15 protein-coding genes and 1 pseudogene are annotated in these 16,438 nt (G+C 67.6%); 3 read left to right on the forward strand and 13 right to left on the reverse strand.

Translation table 11 applies throughout. The features are described 5' to 3' along the window. Nucleotides 1-14 precede the first annotated feature (14 nt). Entirely contained in the window at nt 15-341 is a 327-nt protein-coding gene (gene yajC / locus ACRDNQ_RS15335; protein WP_431829563.1) for a preprotein translocase subunit YajC, read from the reverse strand. 206 nt (nt 342-547) lie between these two features. Between yajC and serS the strand changes: the two genes are divergently transcribed. Further along, a complete protein-coding gene (gene serS, locus ACRDNQ_RS15340; protein ID WP_431829564.1) occupies nt 548-1,840 on the forward strand; it encodes a serine--tRNA ligase in 1,293 nt (430 codons plus the stop codon). 34 nt (nt 1,841-1,874) lie between these two features. Here the strand turns inward: serS and ACRDNQ_RS15345 are convergent, their stop codons facing one another. The 9 genes and pseudogenes from ACRDNQ_RS15345 to ACRDNQ_RS15385 all read right to left on the reverse strand — a co-directional run bounded on the left by ACRDNQ_RS15345 (nt 1,875) and on the right by ACRDNQ_RS15385 (nt 11,008). After that, nucleotides 1,875-2,393 (reverse strand): DUF3299 domain-containing protein, encoded by a 519-nt coding sequence (locus ACRDNQ_RS15345; RefSeq protein ID WP_431829565.1) that lies wholly within the window; start codon nt 2,391-2,393, stop codon nt 1,875-1,877. A 10-nt stretch (nt 2,394-2,403) separates the two neighbouring features. Next, a complete protein-coding gene (locus tag ACRDNQ_RS15350) occupies nt 2,404-3,441 on the reverse strand; it encodes a hypothetical protein (protein WP_431829566.1) in 1,038 nt (345 codons plus the stop codon). A gap of 43 nt (nt 3,442-3,484) precedes the next feature. Next, the gene (locus ACRDNQ_RS15355; protein ID WP_431829567.1) at nt 3,485-4,738 is read right to left on the reverse strand and encodes an ABC transporter permease; all 1,254 of its coding nucleotides are present in this window, start codon (nt 4,736-4,738) and stop codon (nt 3,485-3,487) included. Next, nucleotides 4,735-5,352 (reverse strand): ABC transporter ATP-binding protein, encoded by a 618-nt coding sequence (locus tag ACRDNQ_RS15360; RefSeq protein ID WP_431829568.1) that lies wholly within the window; start codon nt 5,350-5,352, stop codon nt 4,735-4,737. Before ACRDNQ_RS15360 ends, ACRDNQ_RS15355 begins: the two co-directional genes overlap by 4 nt. 74 nt (nt 5,353-5,426) lie before the next feature. Continuing rightward, nucleotides 5,427-6,032 carry a DUF2796 domain-containing protein gene (locus ACRDNQ_RS15365; RefSeq protein WP_431829569.1) on the reverse strand — a complete coding sequence of 202 codons (606 nt, stop codon included), beginning with the start codon at nt 6,030-6,032 and terminating at the stop codon, nt 5,427-5,429. Between the two features lie 96 nt (nt 6,033-6,128). Then, nucleotides 6,129-6,944 (reverse strand): annotated as a pseudogene (locus ACRDNQ_RS15370) (ABC transporter permease); the annotation flags it as partial. 43 nt (nt 6,945-6,987) lie between these two features. Continuing rightward, nucleotides 6,988-8,613 (reverse strand): ABC transporter permease, encoded by a 1,626-nt coding sequence (locus ACRDNQ_RS15375; protein WP_431829805.1) that lies wholly within the window; start codon nt 8,611-8,613, stop codon nt 6,988-6,990. Between the two features lie 105 nt (nt 8,614-8,718). After that, a complete protein-coding gene (locus tag ACRDNQ_RS15380; protein WP_431829570.1) occupies nt 8,719-9,828 on the reverse strand; it encodes an extracellular solute-binding protein in 1,110 nt (369 codons plus the stop codon). Between the two features lie 73 nt (nt 9,829-9,901). Next, nucleotides 9,902-11,008, reverse strand: coding sequence for an ABC transporter ATP-binding protein (locus ACRDNQ_RS15385; RefSeq protein ID WP_431829571.1), 1,107 nt, complete (start codon nt 11,006-11,008; stop codon nt 9,902-9,904). A gap of 202 nt (nt 11,009-11,210) precedes the next feature. On the opposite strand from ACRDNQ_RS15385, the gene ACRDNQ_RS15390 reads away from it, so the two are divergent. Then, nucleotides 11,211-12,395: a M24 family metallopeptidase gene (locus ACRDNQ_RS15390; RefSeq protein WP_431829572.1), complete on the forward strand. Its 1,185-nt coding sequence runs from the start codon at nt 11,211-11,213 to the stop codon at nt 12,393-12,395. A gap of 2 nt (nt 12,396-12,397) precedes the next feature. Then, the gene (gene argE / locus ACRDNQ_RS15395) at nt 12,398-13,561 is read left to right on the forward strand and encodes an acetylornithine deacetylase (RefSeq protein ID WP_431829573.1); all 1,164 of its coding nucleotides are present in this window, start codon (nt 12,398-12,400) and stop codon (nt 13,559-13,561) included. Between the two features lie 2 nt (nt 13,562-13,563). On the opposite strand, the gene ACRDNQ_RS15400 is transcribed toward argE, so the two are convergent. Genes ACRDNQ_RS15400 through ACRDNQ_RS15410 form a run of 3 tightly spaced genes read right to left on the reverse strand, consistent with a single transcriptional unit; the run spans nt 13,564 to nt 16,431 of the window. Beyond that, nucleotides 13,564-14,568 (reverse strand): ABC transporter ATP-binding protein, encoded by a 1,005-nt coding sequence (locus tag ACRDNQ_RS15400; RefSeq protein WP_431829574.1) that lies wholly within the window; start codon nt 14,566-14,568, stop codon nt 13,564-13,566. Nucleotides 14,569-14,578: 10 nt separating this feature from the next. Then, nucleotides 14,579-15,595, reverse strand: coding sequence for a Gfo/Idh/MocA family protein (locus ACRDNQ_RS15405; protein ID WP_431829575.1), 1,017 nt, complete (start codon nt 15,593-15,595; stop codon nt 14,579-14,581). Continuing rightward, complete coding sequence (locus ACRDNQ_RS15410; protein WP_431829576.1) at nt 15,592-16,431, reverse strand: carbohydrate ABC transporter permease; 840 nt, start codon at nt 16,429-16,431, stop codon at nt 15,592-15,594. Before ACRDNQ_RS15410 ends, ACRDNQ_RS15405 begins: the two co-directional genes overlap by 4 nt. Nucleotides 16,432-16,438 lie beyond the last annotated feature (7 nt).

The following is a 16,438-nucleotide window of genomic DNA, read 5'->3' on the forward strand; positions in this document are numbered from 1 at the left end:
GCCGGCCCCGGACGTCAGTTCGCGTTCGCGGGTTCGGTCTTGCTCAGAACCTGTGCGACGGTGTTGCGGACGACGCGGACCTTCACGCCCTCGGCGATCTCGACCTCGAGTTCGCCGTCTTCCTTCACTTTGGAAACCTTGCCGATCAGCCCGCCCTGGGTGACGATCTGGTCGCCCCGGCGCAGAGCCTGCACCATCTTCTGGTGCTCCTTGATCTTCTTCTGCTGGGGACGGATCAGCAGAAAATACATGATCGCGAAGATCAGGATCAGGGGAACGAAGCTGGCGACGGCGCTTCCCGCCCCCCCGGCCGCTTGCGCATAGGCAGGCGTGACAAACATGTGGTGACCCCGTTAGCTCGATGGGGCCGTCGCGCGGCCCACGGTTCTGAATTGGCGCGCACCCTATAGTCGGGTGCGGGGCTTGGCAAGCAGAGCCCCGGGGGACGCGCGCAAGGCGCATTTCCCGGTTCAAACTTCCCCGCCTTTGCGCCATATGGGGGCGGCGAAGTGCCGATCAACCCGGATTTCAGACCACAGGCCGACCCATGCACGATATCCGCGCCATCCGCGAGAACCCCGAGGCTTTCGACCGCGTCATGCGCCGGCGCGGGCTGGACGGCATCGCCGCCGAAGTGCTGGCCATCGACGAGGCGCGGCGCGCCCGCATCATGGCTGCCGAGACCGCGCTGGCCGACCGCAACGCCGCCTCGAAGGACGTGGGCGCGGCCAAGGCCAGGGGCGACACGGCAGAGTTCGAGCGTCTGCGCGCCCTGGTGGCCGAAAAGAAGGACGAAATCGCCCGTCTCGAAGCCGAGGCGAAGGAACAGGACGACCGCCTGACCGAGTTCCTGATGGGCCTGCCCAACGCGCCGCTCGACGAGGTGCCCGACGGCGAAGACGAACACGACAACGTCGAGATCCGCCGCTGGGGCACCCCGCGGAACTCCGGGTTCAAGCCCAAGGAGCATTTCGAGATCGCGGGCGCGGCGAAGGGCCTTGATTTCGAAACCGCGGCGAAGCTGTCGGGGGCGCGCTTCGTCGTGCTGAAGGGCGCGGTGGCGCGCATTCACCGGGCACTGGCGCAGTTCATGCTCGACATCCACACCGCCGAGAACGGCCTGACCGAGATGGCGACGCCGGTCCTGGTGCGCGACGAGGCGATGTACGGCACCAACCAGCTTCCGAAATTCGCCGAGGACAGCTATCGCACGACGAATGGCTGGTGGCTGATCCCCACTTCGGAGGTCACGCTGACGAACACCGTCGCGGGCGATATCCTTGACGAAGCCAGCCTGCCGATCCGCATGACCGCGCACACGCTCTGCTTCCGGTCCGAGGCGGGCAGCGCGGGCAAGGACACCGCCGGGATGCTGCGCCAGCACCAGTTCGAGAAGGTCGAGATGGTGTCGATCACCCACCCCGACCGCTCGCTCGAGGAACACGCCCGCATGACGCGCTGCGCCGAAGGCATCCTTGAACGGCTTGGCCTGCCCTACCGCACCGTGGTCCTGTGCACCGGCGACATGGGCTTTGGCGCGCGCAAGACCCATGACATCGAGGTCTGGCTGCCCGGCCAGAACACCTACCGCGAAATCAGCTCGGTCTCGGTCTGCGGCGACTTCCAGGCCCGGCGCATGAACGCGCGCTTCCGCCCCGAGGGCGGCGGCAAGCCCGAGTTCGTGCATACGCTCAACGGCTCGGGCCTGGCCGTGGGCCGCACGCTGATCGCGGTGCTCGAGAACGGCCAGCAGGAAGACGGATCGGTCACCTTGCCCGAGGCGCTGGTGCCGTGGCTGGGCGGCAAGTCGCGCCTGACGCCCGCGGGCGATCTGGTTTAGGGTCGGCCGCTCTGGCGTCCGCCGCGGCGCCCGGTCAGAACTCGTAGGGCTCGACCGTCTCGGCGGCGATGGCATAGCCCACTTCGGCAAACTGGGTCGTGGCCGCCATCGAGGTCATCGTCCCGGTGACGCTGACCGGCTCGAACAGCCCGTCGCTTTCATAGGGCGCGTCCGTGGTGACGAGGATCAGCTGATTCGGCGGCGGTGGCGGGACATGAATGCAGGCCCCGACATAGGGCACCAGCAGGAAGTCCGTCACGCCCGTCCCCGAGAAGTCGAGCGGCAGAAGGAAGCCCGGGATTCGCACCCGCTTGCCGTCATAGGCATGGGTGATCTGGCCGCCAAGCTCCTGGTCGAAGGGGGTGTCGAGCTGGCCGTGCTCCACCACGCCCAGCGCGCGCAGCCGCTCCATCTCGGTGCCGCCAAGGGAGGGGGCAAGGTCGCTCCAGTCAAGCACGACCACCGCGTCGTCAAGGGCGCGGGCCGCGCGGGCGGTGGCCGCCGCCGCCACAGCGGAAAGAAGCGATGTCAGAAAATCCCTTCGAAACCACATGGTCCGCCCCCTAGTTCCCTTCCCGCGCGAACATCACGTACTGGCTAACCGCCATCATGTCGGCGATCGCCCCCACCTTCCGTTCGTTCATCAATCCGGCCAGCGGTTCATGCTGGCTGAAGTCGCCGCGCATCCCGAACTGCCGCGCGACGGGGCCGGCAAGGTCCGGTGCCTCGGCCAGCGCCCTGCCGATCGCCGCGCGCGCCGCCGCGCCGGTTTCGGGCGCCCCGCTCTGACTGTGAAGGGCGAAGGCCTCGACCACCAGTTCGCGCTTCTCGATGGGCAGATCGGCGTTCAGCAGAACGTCGTCCACAAGGCGGTTTGCGGTGGCCACGCCGCCCAGTTCGATCAGCGCGGTGGCATAGGCGCCAAGCACCGCGCCGTCGCTGGCAAGCGCCCGCCCGAAGGCCGGCCAGAGATAGGCCTCGGCGCGCGGGTCGGCCGACAGCCCCAGCAGCAGAATGCGGATCGGCCGCAGGTCGCCCTGGGCGGGGTCGTCGATCCGCGCCAGAGCCGGCTCGACCAGGTCGGGGAACGGCAGGCGGCGCAGAAGCGAGTAATCGGCCAGGTCGACCTCGCGCAGCGCCGCCTCGGACAGGTCGGGGTCCGGGTCAGCCACATGGGCGGCAAAGAGCGAAAACCGCCCCATGTCCCCGGCCAGTTCCCAGTCGGGCAGGCGCGCCATGACCTTGTCCAGGACACCTCGGAACCCCGGGCCGACATAGGAGATCCGCGTCCAGGGGCCATAGGCCTCTTCCCGCGCGAAGAGGACCGCGTCGTCCGGGTTGGCCTGAAGCCGGGCCAGCGTCGCGGGGTCGACCGCCTCGGGGATCGCCACGTCGTCGCCCGGCCCCTCGAGTGCTTCGACCACGGCGAACACCGTCGGATCGGCCGGGTCGGGACGCACCAGCACGATGTGTTCGCTGGCCATCAGCCGGTCAACAAGCCCGCTGCCCGGCGCATAGTTGTGGAAGGCGCAGGCCAGGGCGACCTGCGCGGCAAGCGCGGTCGAAAGCAGGAACGGGGCGATCAGGCGGGTCGGGTGCATCCGGTCTCGGGTTCGGTCGGTGGGCGGGTGGGTCGGGGCGCCTTCATTGCCGGGGGATCATACCGTCCGCGACCGACATCCGGTAGGCCCGAAGCGCGGGCAGCAGGCTCACGATCGCGGCAGCGGCGAGGATCGCCGCCAGCATCTGAAACTCGCGCCGGCCCGGCGGGTCGATCGGCAGGTAAAGACCATAGGCCGCGTCCAGCCACGGACGAAGGGCCCAAAGCCCAAGGTAGAGGATCGCAAGGCCAAGGATGGCCCCGGCCAGCGCCATCAGCACCGCCTCGCCCATCAGAAGGCCCATCACGGTGCGCGGCCCCGCCCCCATCGCACGCAGGATCGCCATTTCGCGCCGCCGCTCGGTCAGGCCCGACAGGATCATCGCCGCCATGCCCAGAAGCGCGGTCGCCACGACCATGGCCGAAACCGCGAACAGCGCGGTTTCCGCCACCCCGACGAGTCCCCACAACTCTTGCAGCGCGACCCCCGGCAGGATCGCCAGCAGCGGTTCCTCGGGATAGTCGTTGACCCAGCGCTGCAGGCGGAAGATCTGAACCGGCGACTGCACGCCCACGAGGACGGCGGTGATCGCCTTGGGCGCCAGATCCATGGCCCGGATCGCCTCGACCGGGGTCGGATCGCCGGGGCGCTGCGCGCCGCCCTGCCAATCGACATGAATCGCCTCGATCGCCTCGAGGCTGACGATCACCGTGCGGTCGACCGGGGTGCCGGTCTTGGCAAGCACGCCCGAGACGCGGAAGGGCGTATCGGAATGTTCGGTAAAGGACGCAAGCCCGTGGGACACGACGATCGCATCGCCCAGGCGGTAGCCAAGCGTCGCCGCCACGTCGGCCCCCACCACGGCGTCGAAAAGATCGACCATGGGCGCGCCCTGGGCGAAGTCCAGGGTCCGCCCGCCGCGATATCGGTATCTCTCGAAGAAGCCGGTCGTCGTGCCCATCACCCGGAACTGCCGGTGGCTGTCACCCAGCGAGATCGGCACCGCCCAGTCCACGCCGGGCTGGGCGATGAGGTCCTGGTAGCTGGCCCAGGTCACGTTGTTGGTGGCGTTGCCGATACGGAACACGGAATACAGCAGCAGTTGCACGCCCCCGGTCCGCGCCCCCACGATCAGGTCGGTCCCGGAAATCGTGTCGGCGAAGCTTGTCTTGGCGCCGCTCCGCAGCTTCTCGACCCCCAGAAACAGCGCCACCGACAGGGCGATGGCGAAGATCGTCAGACCCACCGTCAGGCGCCGCCCCCACAGCGACAGCAGGGCAAGGCGCAGCAGGCTCATGCCGCCGCCCGCACGACCGCGCCCATGTCGAGCACCCGGTCGAAGCGCCCGGCAAGCCGGTCGTCGTGGCTGACCATCAGAAGCGCCGCGCCGGTCGCCGCGCATTGCTCGAACAGAAGCGACAGGAAATCGCCCTGCGCGGCGGCATCCAGCGCCGAGGTCGGCTCGTCCGCAAGGATGATCGGTGGGCGGCCGATCATCGCGCGCGCGACGGCGACGCGCTGCTGCTGGCCCACGCTAAGCCGCGCGGCGGGCGCGCGGCGCATCAGGTCCTCGGGCAGGCCCAGCGCGGACAGAAGGCGCAGTGCCTCGGCCGCCGGATCGGGGCAGCGGCTGCGGCGGGCCGGCGCGAAACCGAGGGGCAAAAGCACATTGTCCAGACCCGTGGCGAAGGGCAGCAGGTTGAATTGCTGGAAGATGATGCCGAAGCTTTCGCCCCTCAGCCGGTCCATCGCCGCACCGCTCACGGAAGCAAGGTCCCGCCCCAGAAGCGTGACCTGCCCCGCCCCCGGCCGGATCGTGCCCGACACGAGGCCAAGAAGCGTCGACTTCCCCGACCCGCTGCGCCCCAGCAGCAGCAGCCGTTCCCCCGCCGCCAGCCGGAACTCGGGCACGTCCAGCGAAAAACCCGACCCGGGCCAGGCGAAGCTGACCCCATGAAGCGCAAGAACGGGATCGGTCGCGTCGCTCAGAAGAGTGCCCCCAGATCGATCTCGGGCGCGTCGCGCCCGACCGTGACGGCCTGTGCCGGGCCAGCGCCCACGATCTGGACGGCAAGCCGTTGCGCGCCCGCGAAACGGTCGAAATAGCGGAAGTCGATCCGGTCGAGCGCCTCGGGCGCGGCACAGGTCAGGGTGTAGTCGGCGTGGAACTCGGTGTGGTCCCCTGCCCCATGGTCGTCCCCATGCTCATCCCCGTGGTCATGCCCATGGTCATTGCCGTGGCCGTGGCCATCGTCCGCCTCGTCGCCGCCCTGAAGCGACACCTCGGCCATCGTCACCGTGCAGCCCGCCGCGTCCGGAAGCACGAAAAGGTCAAGCGGCCGCGCCAGATCGGCGATCGCGGCCTCGATCGCCGCGCGATCCTCGGCCGTCGCGGCCCTATGCTCGAAACCCACGATGTCGGCACCTGGTGCGGCCAGGATCAGCGTGACCGTCCCGCCGTCGATGGCGATGTCGAGGGTCCCCTCGCCGTGAACATGGGCGTCCAGCGCGCGCCGCTCGTCGGCGCCGGAAGCGGAGGCCGCCGACAGGGTCAGAAGGCAGACAAGAAGACTGCGGGCAGTCCTGGGCATGGGCGGCTCCGGATCGATGCGGGCGGACCGTCCGCCCGGATGTCTCGGAAGGTTATAGTATAACAGGATGGCGCGGCAAGCGGCCCGGCCCTGCGATCATCCCGGGCTGAGCCCGCGCAGACGCTCGGACCGCCGCCGCAGGATCTCGACCGTGGCCAGAAGGAAGATCGAGATCACCACCAGGATCGTCGCAACCGCCAGGATCGTCGGGCTGATCTGCTCGCGCAGGCCGGTGAACATCCGCCAGGGCAGCGTCTGCTGGTTGGCCGAACCGACGAACAGCACCACCACGACCTCGTCGAACGAGGTGATGAAGGCGAATAGCCCGCCCGAGATCACGCCGGGCAGAATCAACGGCATCTGCACCTTGAAGAAGGTCGTGACCGGGTTCGCCCCCAGGCTTGCCGCCGCCCGCGTGAGCGATCGGTCGAAGCCCACCAGCGTCGCCGTCACGGTGATGATGACGAAGGGAATGCCCAGCGCGGCATGGGCCAGCACCACGCCCCAGTAGGTGCCCTGCAGCCCGATGCGGCTGTAGAAGAAATACATGCCCGCGGCGGAAATGATCAGCGGCACGATCATGGGCGAAATCAGGATCGCCATGATCGCGCGCTTGAAGGGCACATGCGCCTGGCTCAGCCCGATCGCGGCCAGCGTGCCAAGCGACACCGACAGGAAGGTCGCCATCGGCGCGATCTTGAGCGAGTTCCAAAGCGCCTGCTGCCAGGCCTCGCTGGTGAAGAAGTCGCGGTAATGCTTGAGCGAATAGCCCTCGGGGTCGAAGGCCAGCATCTCGGGCGTGAAGGTGAAGAAGTCCTGCGCGTTGAAGCTCAGCGGGATGATCGTCAGGATCGGCGCGATCAGGAAGAAGAAGATCACCCCGCAGATCACGCGGAAGGCGTAGTACCAGATGCGCTCGCCCGTGCCGGCATAGATCGGTGGTCCGCTCATCGCCTCACCCCAGGCTCACGTTGTCGATGCCGACGATCCGGTCGTAGACCCAGTAAAGGATCAGAACCACCGCCAGAAGAATCGTCCCGAGCGCCGCCGCAAGTCCCCAGTTCAGCGAGGACGAGATGTGGAAGGCGATGCGGTTCGAAATGAAGGTGCCCGAAGTGCCGCCGACCAGTTCGGGGGTGATGTAATAGCCGATGGCAAGGATGAAGACGAGGATGCAGCCCGCCCCGATGCCCGGAACCGATTGCGGGAAATAGACCCGCCAGAACGCGGTCCAGTTGGTCGCGCCCAGCGAGCGCGCCGCGCGCACGTAGGACGGCGGGATCGTCTTCATCACCGAGTAAAGCGGCAGGATCATGAACGGCAGCAGGATATGGGTCATCGCGATGATCGTGCCGGTCTGGTTGTTGATCATCACCAGCCGGTTGGCATTGTCGATCAGCCCGCTCCACACCAGGATGTCGTTGATCACGCCCTGCTGCTGCAACAGCACCTTCCAGGCCGAGGTCCGCACCAGAAGCGAGGTCCAGAACGGCAGAAGAACAAGGATCATCAGAAGGTTGGCCTGGCGCATCGGCAGGCTCGCCAGCAGGTAGGCGATGGGATAGCCCAGAAGGACGCAGGCGCCCATGATCACGAGGCTCATGAACAGCGTGCGCTGGAACAGCAGAAGATAGATGCGCTGCGTTTCGTCCTGCCGCTCGACCCCGTCGGGGGTCAGCTTCAGGTCGACGGCCGACAGGAAGTAGCCGGGCGTGTATTCGGGCGCAAAGGCCTTGAGCGTGCCCCAGACCTTCGGGTCGCCCCATTCCTCGTCGATGTCGAGGAAGGCGTCGCGCACCGGCACCGCCTCGAACCCGGCCACGGCGGCCTGCGCGGCGCGCAGCCGGTCGGCGCCTGGTCCGTCCCAGGCCTGAAGCGCGGCCGGATCGACGCGCATGAGGTCGCGGTAAAGCGCGAGATGAACCGCGCTCCACGGCTCTTCGGTCGCCGGATCGTCGCCGTCCTCGTCCAGAAGCGTGCGCGCGAACGAGGTATAGGCATCCGCCGTCTCGGGCATCAGCGCGGCAAAGTCGGGCGCAGCCTCGAAGGGGGCGGGATGGCTCCAGTCCGGTGCGGCGACCATCGCCGCCCAGTCCGCGCCCTCGTCCCAGGCGGGATCGAGGTCCTTGAACTGGTCGAGGTAGATCTCGCCGATGTCGCCCACCTCGCGCCCGCTTTTCCGGAACAGCGAGGACATGCCGCTGGTTTCATAGTTCAGCCGCGACCCAAGGCGCGTGTGTGCCTTGCGCTCTTCCGCCTCGACCAGATCATAGGCCAGGGCGACGAAGGCGGCCTCGCCCGGCAGATCCGAGGCGGAGGTGTCCCAGTCCTCCAGCGCCTCCGTCGTGCGCGGCAGCGTCTCGGACACGATCTGGTTCTCGACCGAACGGAACAGCATGTCCGCGATCGGGGCGATGAAGGTGACAAGCACGAACAGAAGAAGCGGCGCCACCAGAAGGAAGGCGCGCAGCTTTTGCCGGCGCAGCGACCGCTGGAGCGACCGCTTGAGCGGCATGCCGTCCGCCGCCAGAAGCGGCGCGGGCCGGCCGCGGCCCTGATCGGGGGCCTTGGGCTGGGTCATCCCACCGTCTGCGGAAGCGTCGGTCATCGGGCCGTCCTTCGGGGTCTTTCAGTCGGTCCGGGGGAACGGCCTGCGCCCCCCCGGACCCGTGTCATGCGGCGGCCGTTACTGGGCCAGCCAGGCGGCGAAGCGCTCTTCCAGGTCGTCCTGGTTGTCGGCCCACCACTCGATGTTGTTCACCAGATAGTTCTGCTGGTTCGCCGGGTTCGTGGGCATGTGCGGCGCCATCTCGATGCCAAGTTCGGCATGGGTCGAGACAAGCGGCTGCGACGAGGCGCGCGCCGGGCCGTACGAGATGTACTTGGCCTGATCGGCAAGGCGCTGGGTGTCGGTCGCAAAGCGGACGAAGTCCATCACGCGGGCCAGTCGGTCCTCGGGCAGGTCGGCGGGAATGATCCAGCCGTCGAAGTCGAAGACCTGCCAGTCCCACAGCATCGCCACGGGCTGTTTCTGCTCTTCGATCACCGAGAAGAGGCGCCCGTTGTAGGTCGAGCCCATGACCACTTCCTTGTCGGCCAGAAGCTGCGGCGTCTCGGCGCCGGCCGACCACCACACGGTCTGGTCCTTGATCGTGTCAAGCTTGGCCAGCGCACGCTCGACGCCCTCGGGCGTCTCGAGCACGGTGTAAAGGTCTTCCTTGGCGACGCCGTCGCACAGCAGCGCCCATTCGAGGTTCTTCTTCGGGCGCTTCTCGAGCGACCGCTTGCCGGGGAAGTTCTCGAGGTCGAAGACCGCGCAGAGGCTGTCCGGCGTGCGGCCTTCCCACTCGGCCACGTCGGTGCGGTAGCCGAAGGTGGTCGAGAAGACGATCTGCGGGATGAAGCAATCGTTGATCAGGCTGTCGCCGAAGTCCGCGCTGGGCGTGGACCCGTCGTCGCCGGCCGCCAGGATTTCGTCGAAGTCGACTTCCATCGCCAGGCCTTCGTCGCACAGGCGCTGGGAATCCGGGCCCTCAACGTCGACCAGGTCCCAAGTCACGTTGCCGGCCTCGAACATGGCGCGCAGCTTGGCCACTGCCTCGTTCGAGCTTTCGTCCCAGACGAAGCTCACGCCGTTCGCGGCGGCGTAGGGTTCGGAGTAGGCCTTCTGCTGCGAGTTCTGGTAGGCGCCGCCCCAGCTGACCACGGTCATCGAATTGGCCATGTCCTGGGCGATCGCCCCGGAAGCCGCGACGCAGGCCGCCCCCGTTGTCATCAGGATTTTGCGAAGTTTCATTCAGGTCTCCCGTCGTTGCCCTTTTTCAGATCGGCCGTCGCCCCGGGCAGACTGGGGGCGAAGGCCCAAGCCGTCACGCGTCAAGCGCCCGGCAATCCTGCGGCATCCAGCCCACCTCGATCCGCTCGCCCGGCTGAAGCCGGCGCTGGTCGGGGGCGTTGCGCGTCTTGATGATGAAATCCTCGTTGCCCGCGACCCGCAGCCGCGTGCGGTAGATGTCACCCATGTAGATGAACTCGAGCACTTCGGCGTGAAGAGTATGCGCCCCCTCCTGAAGCCGGCCCTTGTTGTATTCGACCCGCTCGGGCCGGATCGACACCCGCGTGCGTTCGCCCGGGCGCGAGACGTTGATCGGCTTGCAGTCGATGATCTCGCCGTCGTCCAGACGCACCGTGGCCAGGCCGTCCGCGATCTCCTGCACGGTGCCTTCCAGGGTGTTGTTCTCGCCGATGAACTGGGCGACGAAACTGTTCTCGGGCTCTTCGTACAGCATGTCGGGCGGGGCAAGCTGCTGGATCACCCCGTCGTTGAAGACCGCGACCCGGTCCGACATGGTCAGGGCCTCGGTCTGGTCGTGGGTGACATAGACCGTGGTGATGCCCAGGTCGTGCGCAAGCCGCGTGATCTCGAACTGCATCCGTTCGCGCAGCTGCTTGTCGAGCGCGCCGAGAGGTTCGTCCATCAGGACAAGGTCGGGCTCGAACACCAGCGCGCGGGCAAGGGCCACGCGCTGCTGCTGCCCGCCCGAAAGCTGCGCTGGCCGGCGACCGCCGAATTCGCCCATCTGCACCATCTCGAGCGCGCGCTTGACCTTGGCCTCGCGCTCGGTCTTGCCGACCTTGCGGACCTCCAGCGGGAAGGACAGGTTCTCGGCCACCGTCATATGCGGGAACAGCGCATAGTTCTGGAACACCATCCCGATCCCGCGCTTGTGCGGCGAGATGTTGTTGATCGGATGCCCGTCCAGAAGGATCTCGCCGTGCGTCGCCGTCTCGAATCCGGCCAGCATCATCAGGCAGGTCGTCTTGCCCGATCCCGACGGCCCGAGCATCGTCAGGAATTCGCCCTTGGCGATGCTGAGGTTCAGGTCTTTGACGACAAGCGTCTCGCCGTCATAACTTTTCTGGACCCGGTCGAAGACGACGAAATCGGGCTTTCCCAGAGATCTGCTGCTATCCACGCCACCTCCCCGAGTGGTCATTTGTCGCCGACCCTAGCACCCGCATCCGGGTATGCAACCACTTCGCCCAACGGTTCACGCACGGGGCGATCCAGTGCGACGATTCCGGTCCGATGCCACTGCCTTCGCCCAGCGAACGAGCAACGCCGGCTTGACCCCGACCCGCCGCCGGGGATTGACTGGGCGCCGGAGACCCAAAGCCATGACCGACACCATACCCCCCTTTTCGCCCGACGAATACGACCGCAGGCTCGCGCTGACGCGGGCCGAGATGGCGCGGCGCGGAATCGATGTGCTGATCGCCACCGATCCGTCGAACCAGGCCTGGCTGACCGGCTATGACGGCTGGTCCTTCTATGTCCACCAGGCGGTGATCCTGCCGCTTGACGGGCGGCCCGTCTGGTGGGGCCGCAACCAGGACACGAACGGCGCGGTCCGCACCGTCGACACCGCGCGGACGGGCGTCGTGGGCTATCCCGACGGCTTCGTCCAGTCGACCGAACGCCACCCGATGCAGCACCTCGCGGCGACGCTCGACGAGCTGGGTCTTGGCCACGCCCGGGTCGGCGTCGAGATGGACAACTACTACTACTCGGCCAAGGCGCATGCCGAACTCGTGCATGCCCTGCCGCGCGCCACCTTCGCGGACGCGACCGCACTCGTGAACTGGCAGCGGGCGGTGAAGTCGGACGAGGAACTGGCCTTCATGCGCCGCGCCGCGCGGATCACGGAAAGGATCCACCGGCTGGCCCTCGACCTTGCGCGGCCGGGGCTGAGGAAGAACGAACTGGCCGCCGAGGTCAGTCGCGCGGGACTTCTTGGGGCGGGCGACGACTGGGGCGACTATCCTGCGATCGTCCCGCTCATGCCCTCGGGCTCGGACGCGGCCGCGCCGCACCTGACCTGGGACGGACGCCCGATGCGGACGGGCGAGGCCACGTTCTTCGAACTGGCCGGCTGCTACCGCCGCTATCACGTGCCGCTGTCGCGCACCGTCTTCCTGGGCCAGCCGACCGACCGCTTCCGCCGCGCGGAAGAGGCGCTGCTGAGGGGCCTCGAAGCCGGGATCGAGGCCGCGCGCGCCGGCAACCGCGCCTGCGACATCGCAGACGCCCTTGGGGCCGAGATGGAGAAGGCCGGGATCGAGCGCGGCGCGCGCTGCGGCTATCCGATTGGCCTGTCCTACCCGCCGGACTGGGGCGAGCGGACAATCTCGCTGCGGGCCGAGGACCAGACGGTGCTGGAACCGGGCATGACCTTCCACTTCATGCCCGGCATCTGGCAGGACGACTGGGGCCTCGAGATCACCGAAAGCATCCTGATCCGCGACAGCGGTCCGGCCGAACCCTTCTGCGCGATCCCCCGCAAGCTGTTCGTCAAGGACTAGGCGTGGACACCCTTTCCGCCTGCGTCGAAACCCTGCGCCGCCTCGTGGCCTTCCCCACCGTATCGTCAGACGGCAACCGTGACCTGATTGCGTTCCTTGCCGAGCGGGCCGAGGCAGCGGGCGCGCGGGTCGAAGTCATGACCGACGCGACGGGCGCCAAGGCGAACCTCTGGGCGACCTTCGGGCCCGAGGTCGACGGCGGGCTGGTCCTGTCGGGCCACACCGACGTCGTCCCGGTCGAGGGACAGGACTGGTCGTCCGATCCCTTCGTCCTGCGCGAGGCCGGGGGCCGCCTTTACGCGCGCGGCACCTGCGACATGAAGGGGTTCATCGCGGCGGTGATGACCGTCCTGCCCGATCTGGCCGCCTCGGCACGGGTCCGCCCCATCCACCTTGCCTTCACCTATGACGAGGAAGTCGGCTGTTTCGGCGCGCGGCACCTCGTCGAGATTCTGCGCCCCCGCGCCACGCGCCCGGCCATGGCCATCGTGGGCGAGCCGACGTCGCTGCGGATCATCGACGGCCACAAGGGCTGCTGCGAATACACCACGCGCTTCACCGGCCTCGACGGGCACGGCTCGCGCCCCGATCTGGGCGTCAACGCCATCGACTATGCCCTGCGCTATGCCACGCGGCTGCTGGCGCTGGGCGACGACCTCGCCAGCCGCCCGCCCCCCGGCAGCGCCTTCTCCCCGCCCTGGACCACCGTCAACATCGGCCGGATCGAGGGCGGCACCGCCCGCAACGTCATCGCGGGGCAGGCGCAACTCGAGTGGGAAATGCGGCCCGTCGACTGGGCCGACGCGGCCTGGGTCAAGGAGGCCCTGGCCCGCTATTGCGAGGCGACGCTTCTGCCCGCGATGCGCACGATCGCGCCGCAGGCCGCCATCGAGACCGAGGTGGTGGGCGAGGTGCGTGGCCTCGACCCCCGCAACGACAACCCGGCCCGCGACCTTGTCGCCAGCGTCCTTGGCGCGAACGGCACCGACCTTGCCGCCTTCGGCACCGAAGCGGGCTTGTTTCAGGACCTGGGCCTTTCGGTCGTCTTGTGCGGGCCGGGCCGCATCGACGAGGCGCACAAGCCCGACGAGTTCATCGAGATCGCCCAGCTTGACCGCGCGCTTCACACGCTGCGCGGGGTCGCCGCCGCCTTCGCACGGGGCTGAGGTCAGGCGGCGCGCAGCCGCCGCCCCTCGGCGTCGAACCACAGGCCGTGCCGGTCGTCGAAATCCAGCCGCACGGCCGCGTCGGGCGCGATGTCGTGCTGGCCGAAAAGCCGCAGCGTGATCGCCGTGCCGTCGTCGACCGCGACCATCACGTTGGTGTCGCTGCCCAGACGCTCGACATGGGTGACCTTGCCGCCGATCCGGCCGCCCTCGACGATGCGCAGGTACTCGGGCCGGACGCCGACCACGTGTCCCTTCGGACCGCCCAGCGTTTCGGCGGGAAGGAAGTTCATCGCGGGCGATCCGATGAAGCCCGCCACGAAGCGGTTGGCGGGATCGTTGTAAAGCTCCATCGGGCTGCCAATCTGCTCGACCCGGCCATCGCGCAGCACCACGATCTTGTCGGCCAGCGTCATCGCCTCGACCTGGTCGTGGGTGACGTAGATCATGCTGGCGCCCAGCGTGCGGTGCAGGTTGGCGATCTCGACCCGCGTGTTCATGCGAAGCGCGGCGTCAAGGTTCGACAGCGGCTCGTCGAACAGAAACAGCTTCGGCTCGCGCACGATGGCCCGCCCGATCGCCACGCGCTGGCGCTGGCCACCCGAAAGCTCGGCCGGGCGGCGGTCGAGATAGGCGTCGAGCGACAGCATCCGGCTGGCCTCGGCGATCCGCGCGTCGATCACGGCCTTGGGCTGGCCTTCCTGCTTCAGCCCCAGCGCCATGTTCCCGCGCACCGTCAGGTGCGGGTAAAGCGCGTAGGACTGGAACACCATCGCGATCCCGCGCTTGGCGGGGGGCGTGTCGTTCACGACCTGCCCGGCGATCTCGACCGTGCCCGAGGTCGCGTCCTCAAGCCCCGCGATCACCCGCAGAAGCGTGGACTTGCCGCAGCCCGAGGGGCCGACGAAGACGACGAATTCGCCTTCGACCACCTCAAGGTCGATGTTCTTGAGCACCTCGACCTTGCCGAAGGACTTGCAGACTTTGGTCAGGCTGAGAGCGGTCATGGTCGGTCCTTCAAAGCTCGATCACGCGGTCGGTGCGGATGCTTTCGTCGGCGGCAAGGCAGATGCGCAGCGATTGCACCGCGTCGGTCATGTGGCGGGTCAGGTCGATGTCCTCGGCGATGGCGCGCAGGATATAGGCCTGCTCGGCCTCGCAAAGCTCCTGGTGGCCGGGCTCTCCCGGCATCTCGATCAGCCGGTCGTCGCCGGGGCGGTGGACAAGGATCGCGCCGACGGCGGTATGGCCATCGACGCTGTCGCTGTCGGACTTGCCCTTGTCGGTGATCGAGACCGCGCCGTTGGGGCTGACTATGTCCTTCACGAAGAAGGCGGTCTCTGACATCATCGGGCCCCAGCCGGCCTCGTACCAGCCGACCGAGCCATCGGCGAAGATCACCTGGAACTGGCCGTAATTGTACATGTCGGGCGCGATCTCGTCCGACAGGCGCAGGCCCATGCCGTGCACGCGCACCGGGGCCGCGTCGGTGATCTGGCACATGACGTCGACGTAATGCACCCCGCAGTCGACGATGGGACTGGTGGTCTGCATCAGCGCCTTGTGCGTCTCCCACGTCGCGCCTTCGGACTGCTGGTTCAGGTTCAGCCGGAACACGTAGGGCCCGCCCAGCCCCCGCGCCTCGGCGATGAGCCGCATCCACGAGGGATGATGGCGCAGGATGTAGCCCACGACGAGCTTGCGCCCGGTCTCCTTCGCCTTGGCGACCACGCGCTCGGCATCCGCCACGGTCGTGGCCAGCGGCTTTTCGACGAAGACATGCGCGCCCGCCTCCATCGCCGCCACGGCGTAGTCGGCATGACTGTCCGAATAGGTGGCGATCACGACGAGGTCGGGCTTCGTCGTCATGCCATCCTCGAAGGTGCGGAACCGGGGATAGCCCGACAACTCGTCGGGCAGATCGACGGGCGAGCGGTTGACCAGCCCCACGACCTCGGCCCCCGGCAGACGGTGATGGGCCAGTGCGTGGTTCATCCCCATATTGCCCAGACCTGCGATCAGAACCTTCGTCATTTCACCGCTCCCGACGTGATCCCGCGGATCAGTTGCCGCGAAAAGAGGACGTAAAGGACCATGACCGGCAGGATCGCGAGGCTCAGCGCGGACAGAACCGCGTTCCAGTCGGTCACGAACTGCCCGATGAAGACCTGGCTGCCCAGCGTCAGCGTCTTGGTCTCTTCCGCCGGGGCAAGGATCAGCGGGAACCACAGGTCGTTCCAGATCGGGATCATGTTGAAAACCGCCACCGTCGCCATCGCCGGGCGCACCAGCGGCAGCACGAGACGGAAGAAGATCGTGTATTCGCTCAGCCCGTCGATCCGCCCCGCGTTCTTCAGATCGTCGCTGACCTGCCGCATGAATTCCGACAGGATGAACACCGCCAGCGGCAGACCTTGCGCGGTATAGACAAGGATCAGCGCCCACAGCGTGTTCACAAGCCCGGTGGCCACCATCATCTCGAGGATCGCGACCGTGCCGATGCGGATCGGGATCATGATGCCCAGCGCGAGGTACAGCCCCATCAGCGTGTTGCCGCGGAAGCGGTATTCGCTCAGCGCGAAGGCCGCCATCGCGCCGAACAGAAGGATGAAGAACAGCGACGCCACCGTGACGATCAGCGAATTCTGGAAGTAGCCGAAGAAATCGCCCTGCTGCATCACCGTCTGGTACCCGATGAGCGAGAAGGTCTCGGCGTTCGGCAGGGCCAGGGGCTCGGCGAAGATCGCGCGGCGGGACTTGAAGCTGTTGATCAGGATGACGAAGACGGGGAACAGCGCGATGATCGTGTAAACGATCAGCGCCCCATGCATCAGCGCCATGTTCAGCGGGTTGCGGCGGGCCTTGTTCATCTCTCCG

The organism is Saliniferula longa (genome assembly GCF_050789285.1).
Classification (GTDB): Bacteria; Pseudomonadota; Alphaproteobacteria; order Rhodobacterales; family Rhodobacteraceae; genus CAVPWP01.

Coding starts and splice junctions, on each gene's coding strand:
- yajC (WP_431829563.1), bottom strand. CDS start 341: ATGTTTGTCACGCCTGCCTATGCGCAAGCGGCCGGGGGGGCGGGAAGC.
- serS (WP_431829564.1), top strand. CDS start 548: ATGCACGATATCCGCGCCATCCGCGAGAACCCCGAGGCTTTCGACCGC.
- ACRDNQ_RS15345 (WP_431829565.1), bottom strand. CDS start 2,393: ATGTGGTTTCGAAGGGATTTTCTGACATCGCTTCTTTCCGCTGTGGCG.
- ACRDNQ_RS15350 (WP_431829566.1), bottom strand. CDS start 3,441: ATGCACCCGACCCGCCTGATCGCCCCGTTCCTGCTTTCGACCGCGCTT.
- ACRDNQ_RS15355 (WP_431829567.1), bottom strand. CDS start 4,738: ATGAGCCTGCTGCGCCTTGCCCTGCTGTCGCTGTGGGGGCGGCGCCTG.
- ACRDNQ_RS15365 (WP_431829569.1), bottom strand. CDS start 6,032: ATGCCCAGGACTGCCCGCAGTCTTCTTGTCTGCCTTCTGACCCTGTCG.
- ACRDNQ_RS15375 (WP_431829805.1), bottom strand. CDS start 8,613: ATGACCCAGCCCAAGGCCCCCGATCAGGGCCGCGGCCGGCCCGCGCCG.
- ACRDNQ_RS15380 (WP_431829570.1), bottom strand. CDS start 9,828: ATGAAACTTCGCAAAATCCTGATGACAACGGGGGCGGCCTGCGTCGCG.
- ACRDNQ_RS15390 (WP_431829572.1), top strand. CDS start 11,211: ATGACCGACACCATACCCCCCTTTTCGCCCGACGAATACGACCGCAGG.
- ACRDNQ_RS15400 (WP_431829574.1), bottom strand. CDS start 14,568: ATGACCGCTCTCAGCCTGACCAAAGTCTGCAAGTCCTTCGGCAAGGTC.
- ACRDNQ_RS15405 (WP_431829575.1), bottom strand. CDS start 15,595: ATGACGAAGGTTCTGATCGCAGGTCTGGGCAATATGGGGATGAACCAC.
- ACRDNQ_RS15410 (WP_431829576.1), bottom strand. CDS start 16,431: ATGAACAAGGCCCGCCGCAACCCGCTGAACATGGCGCTGATGCATGGG.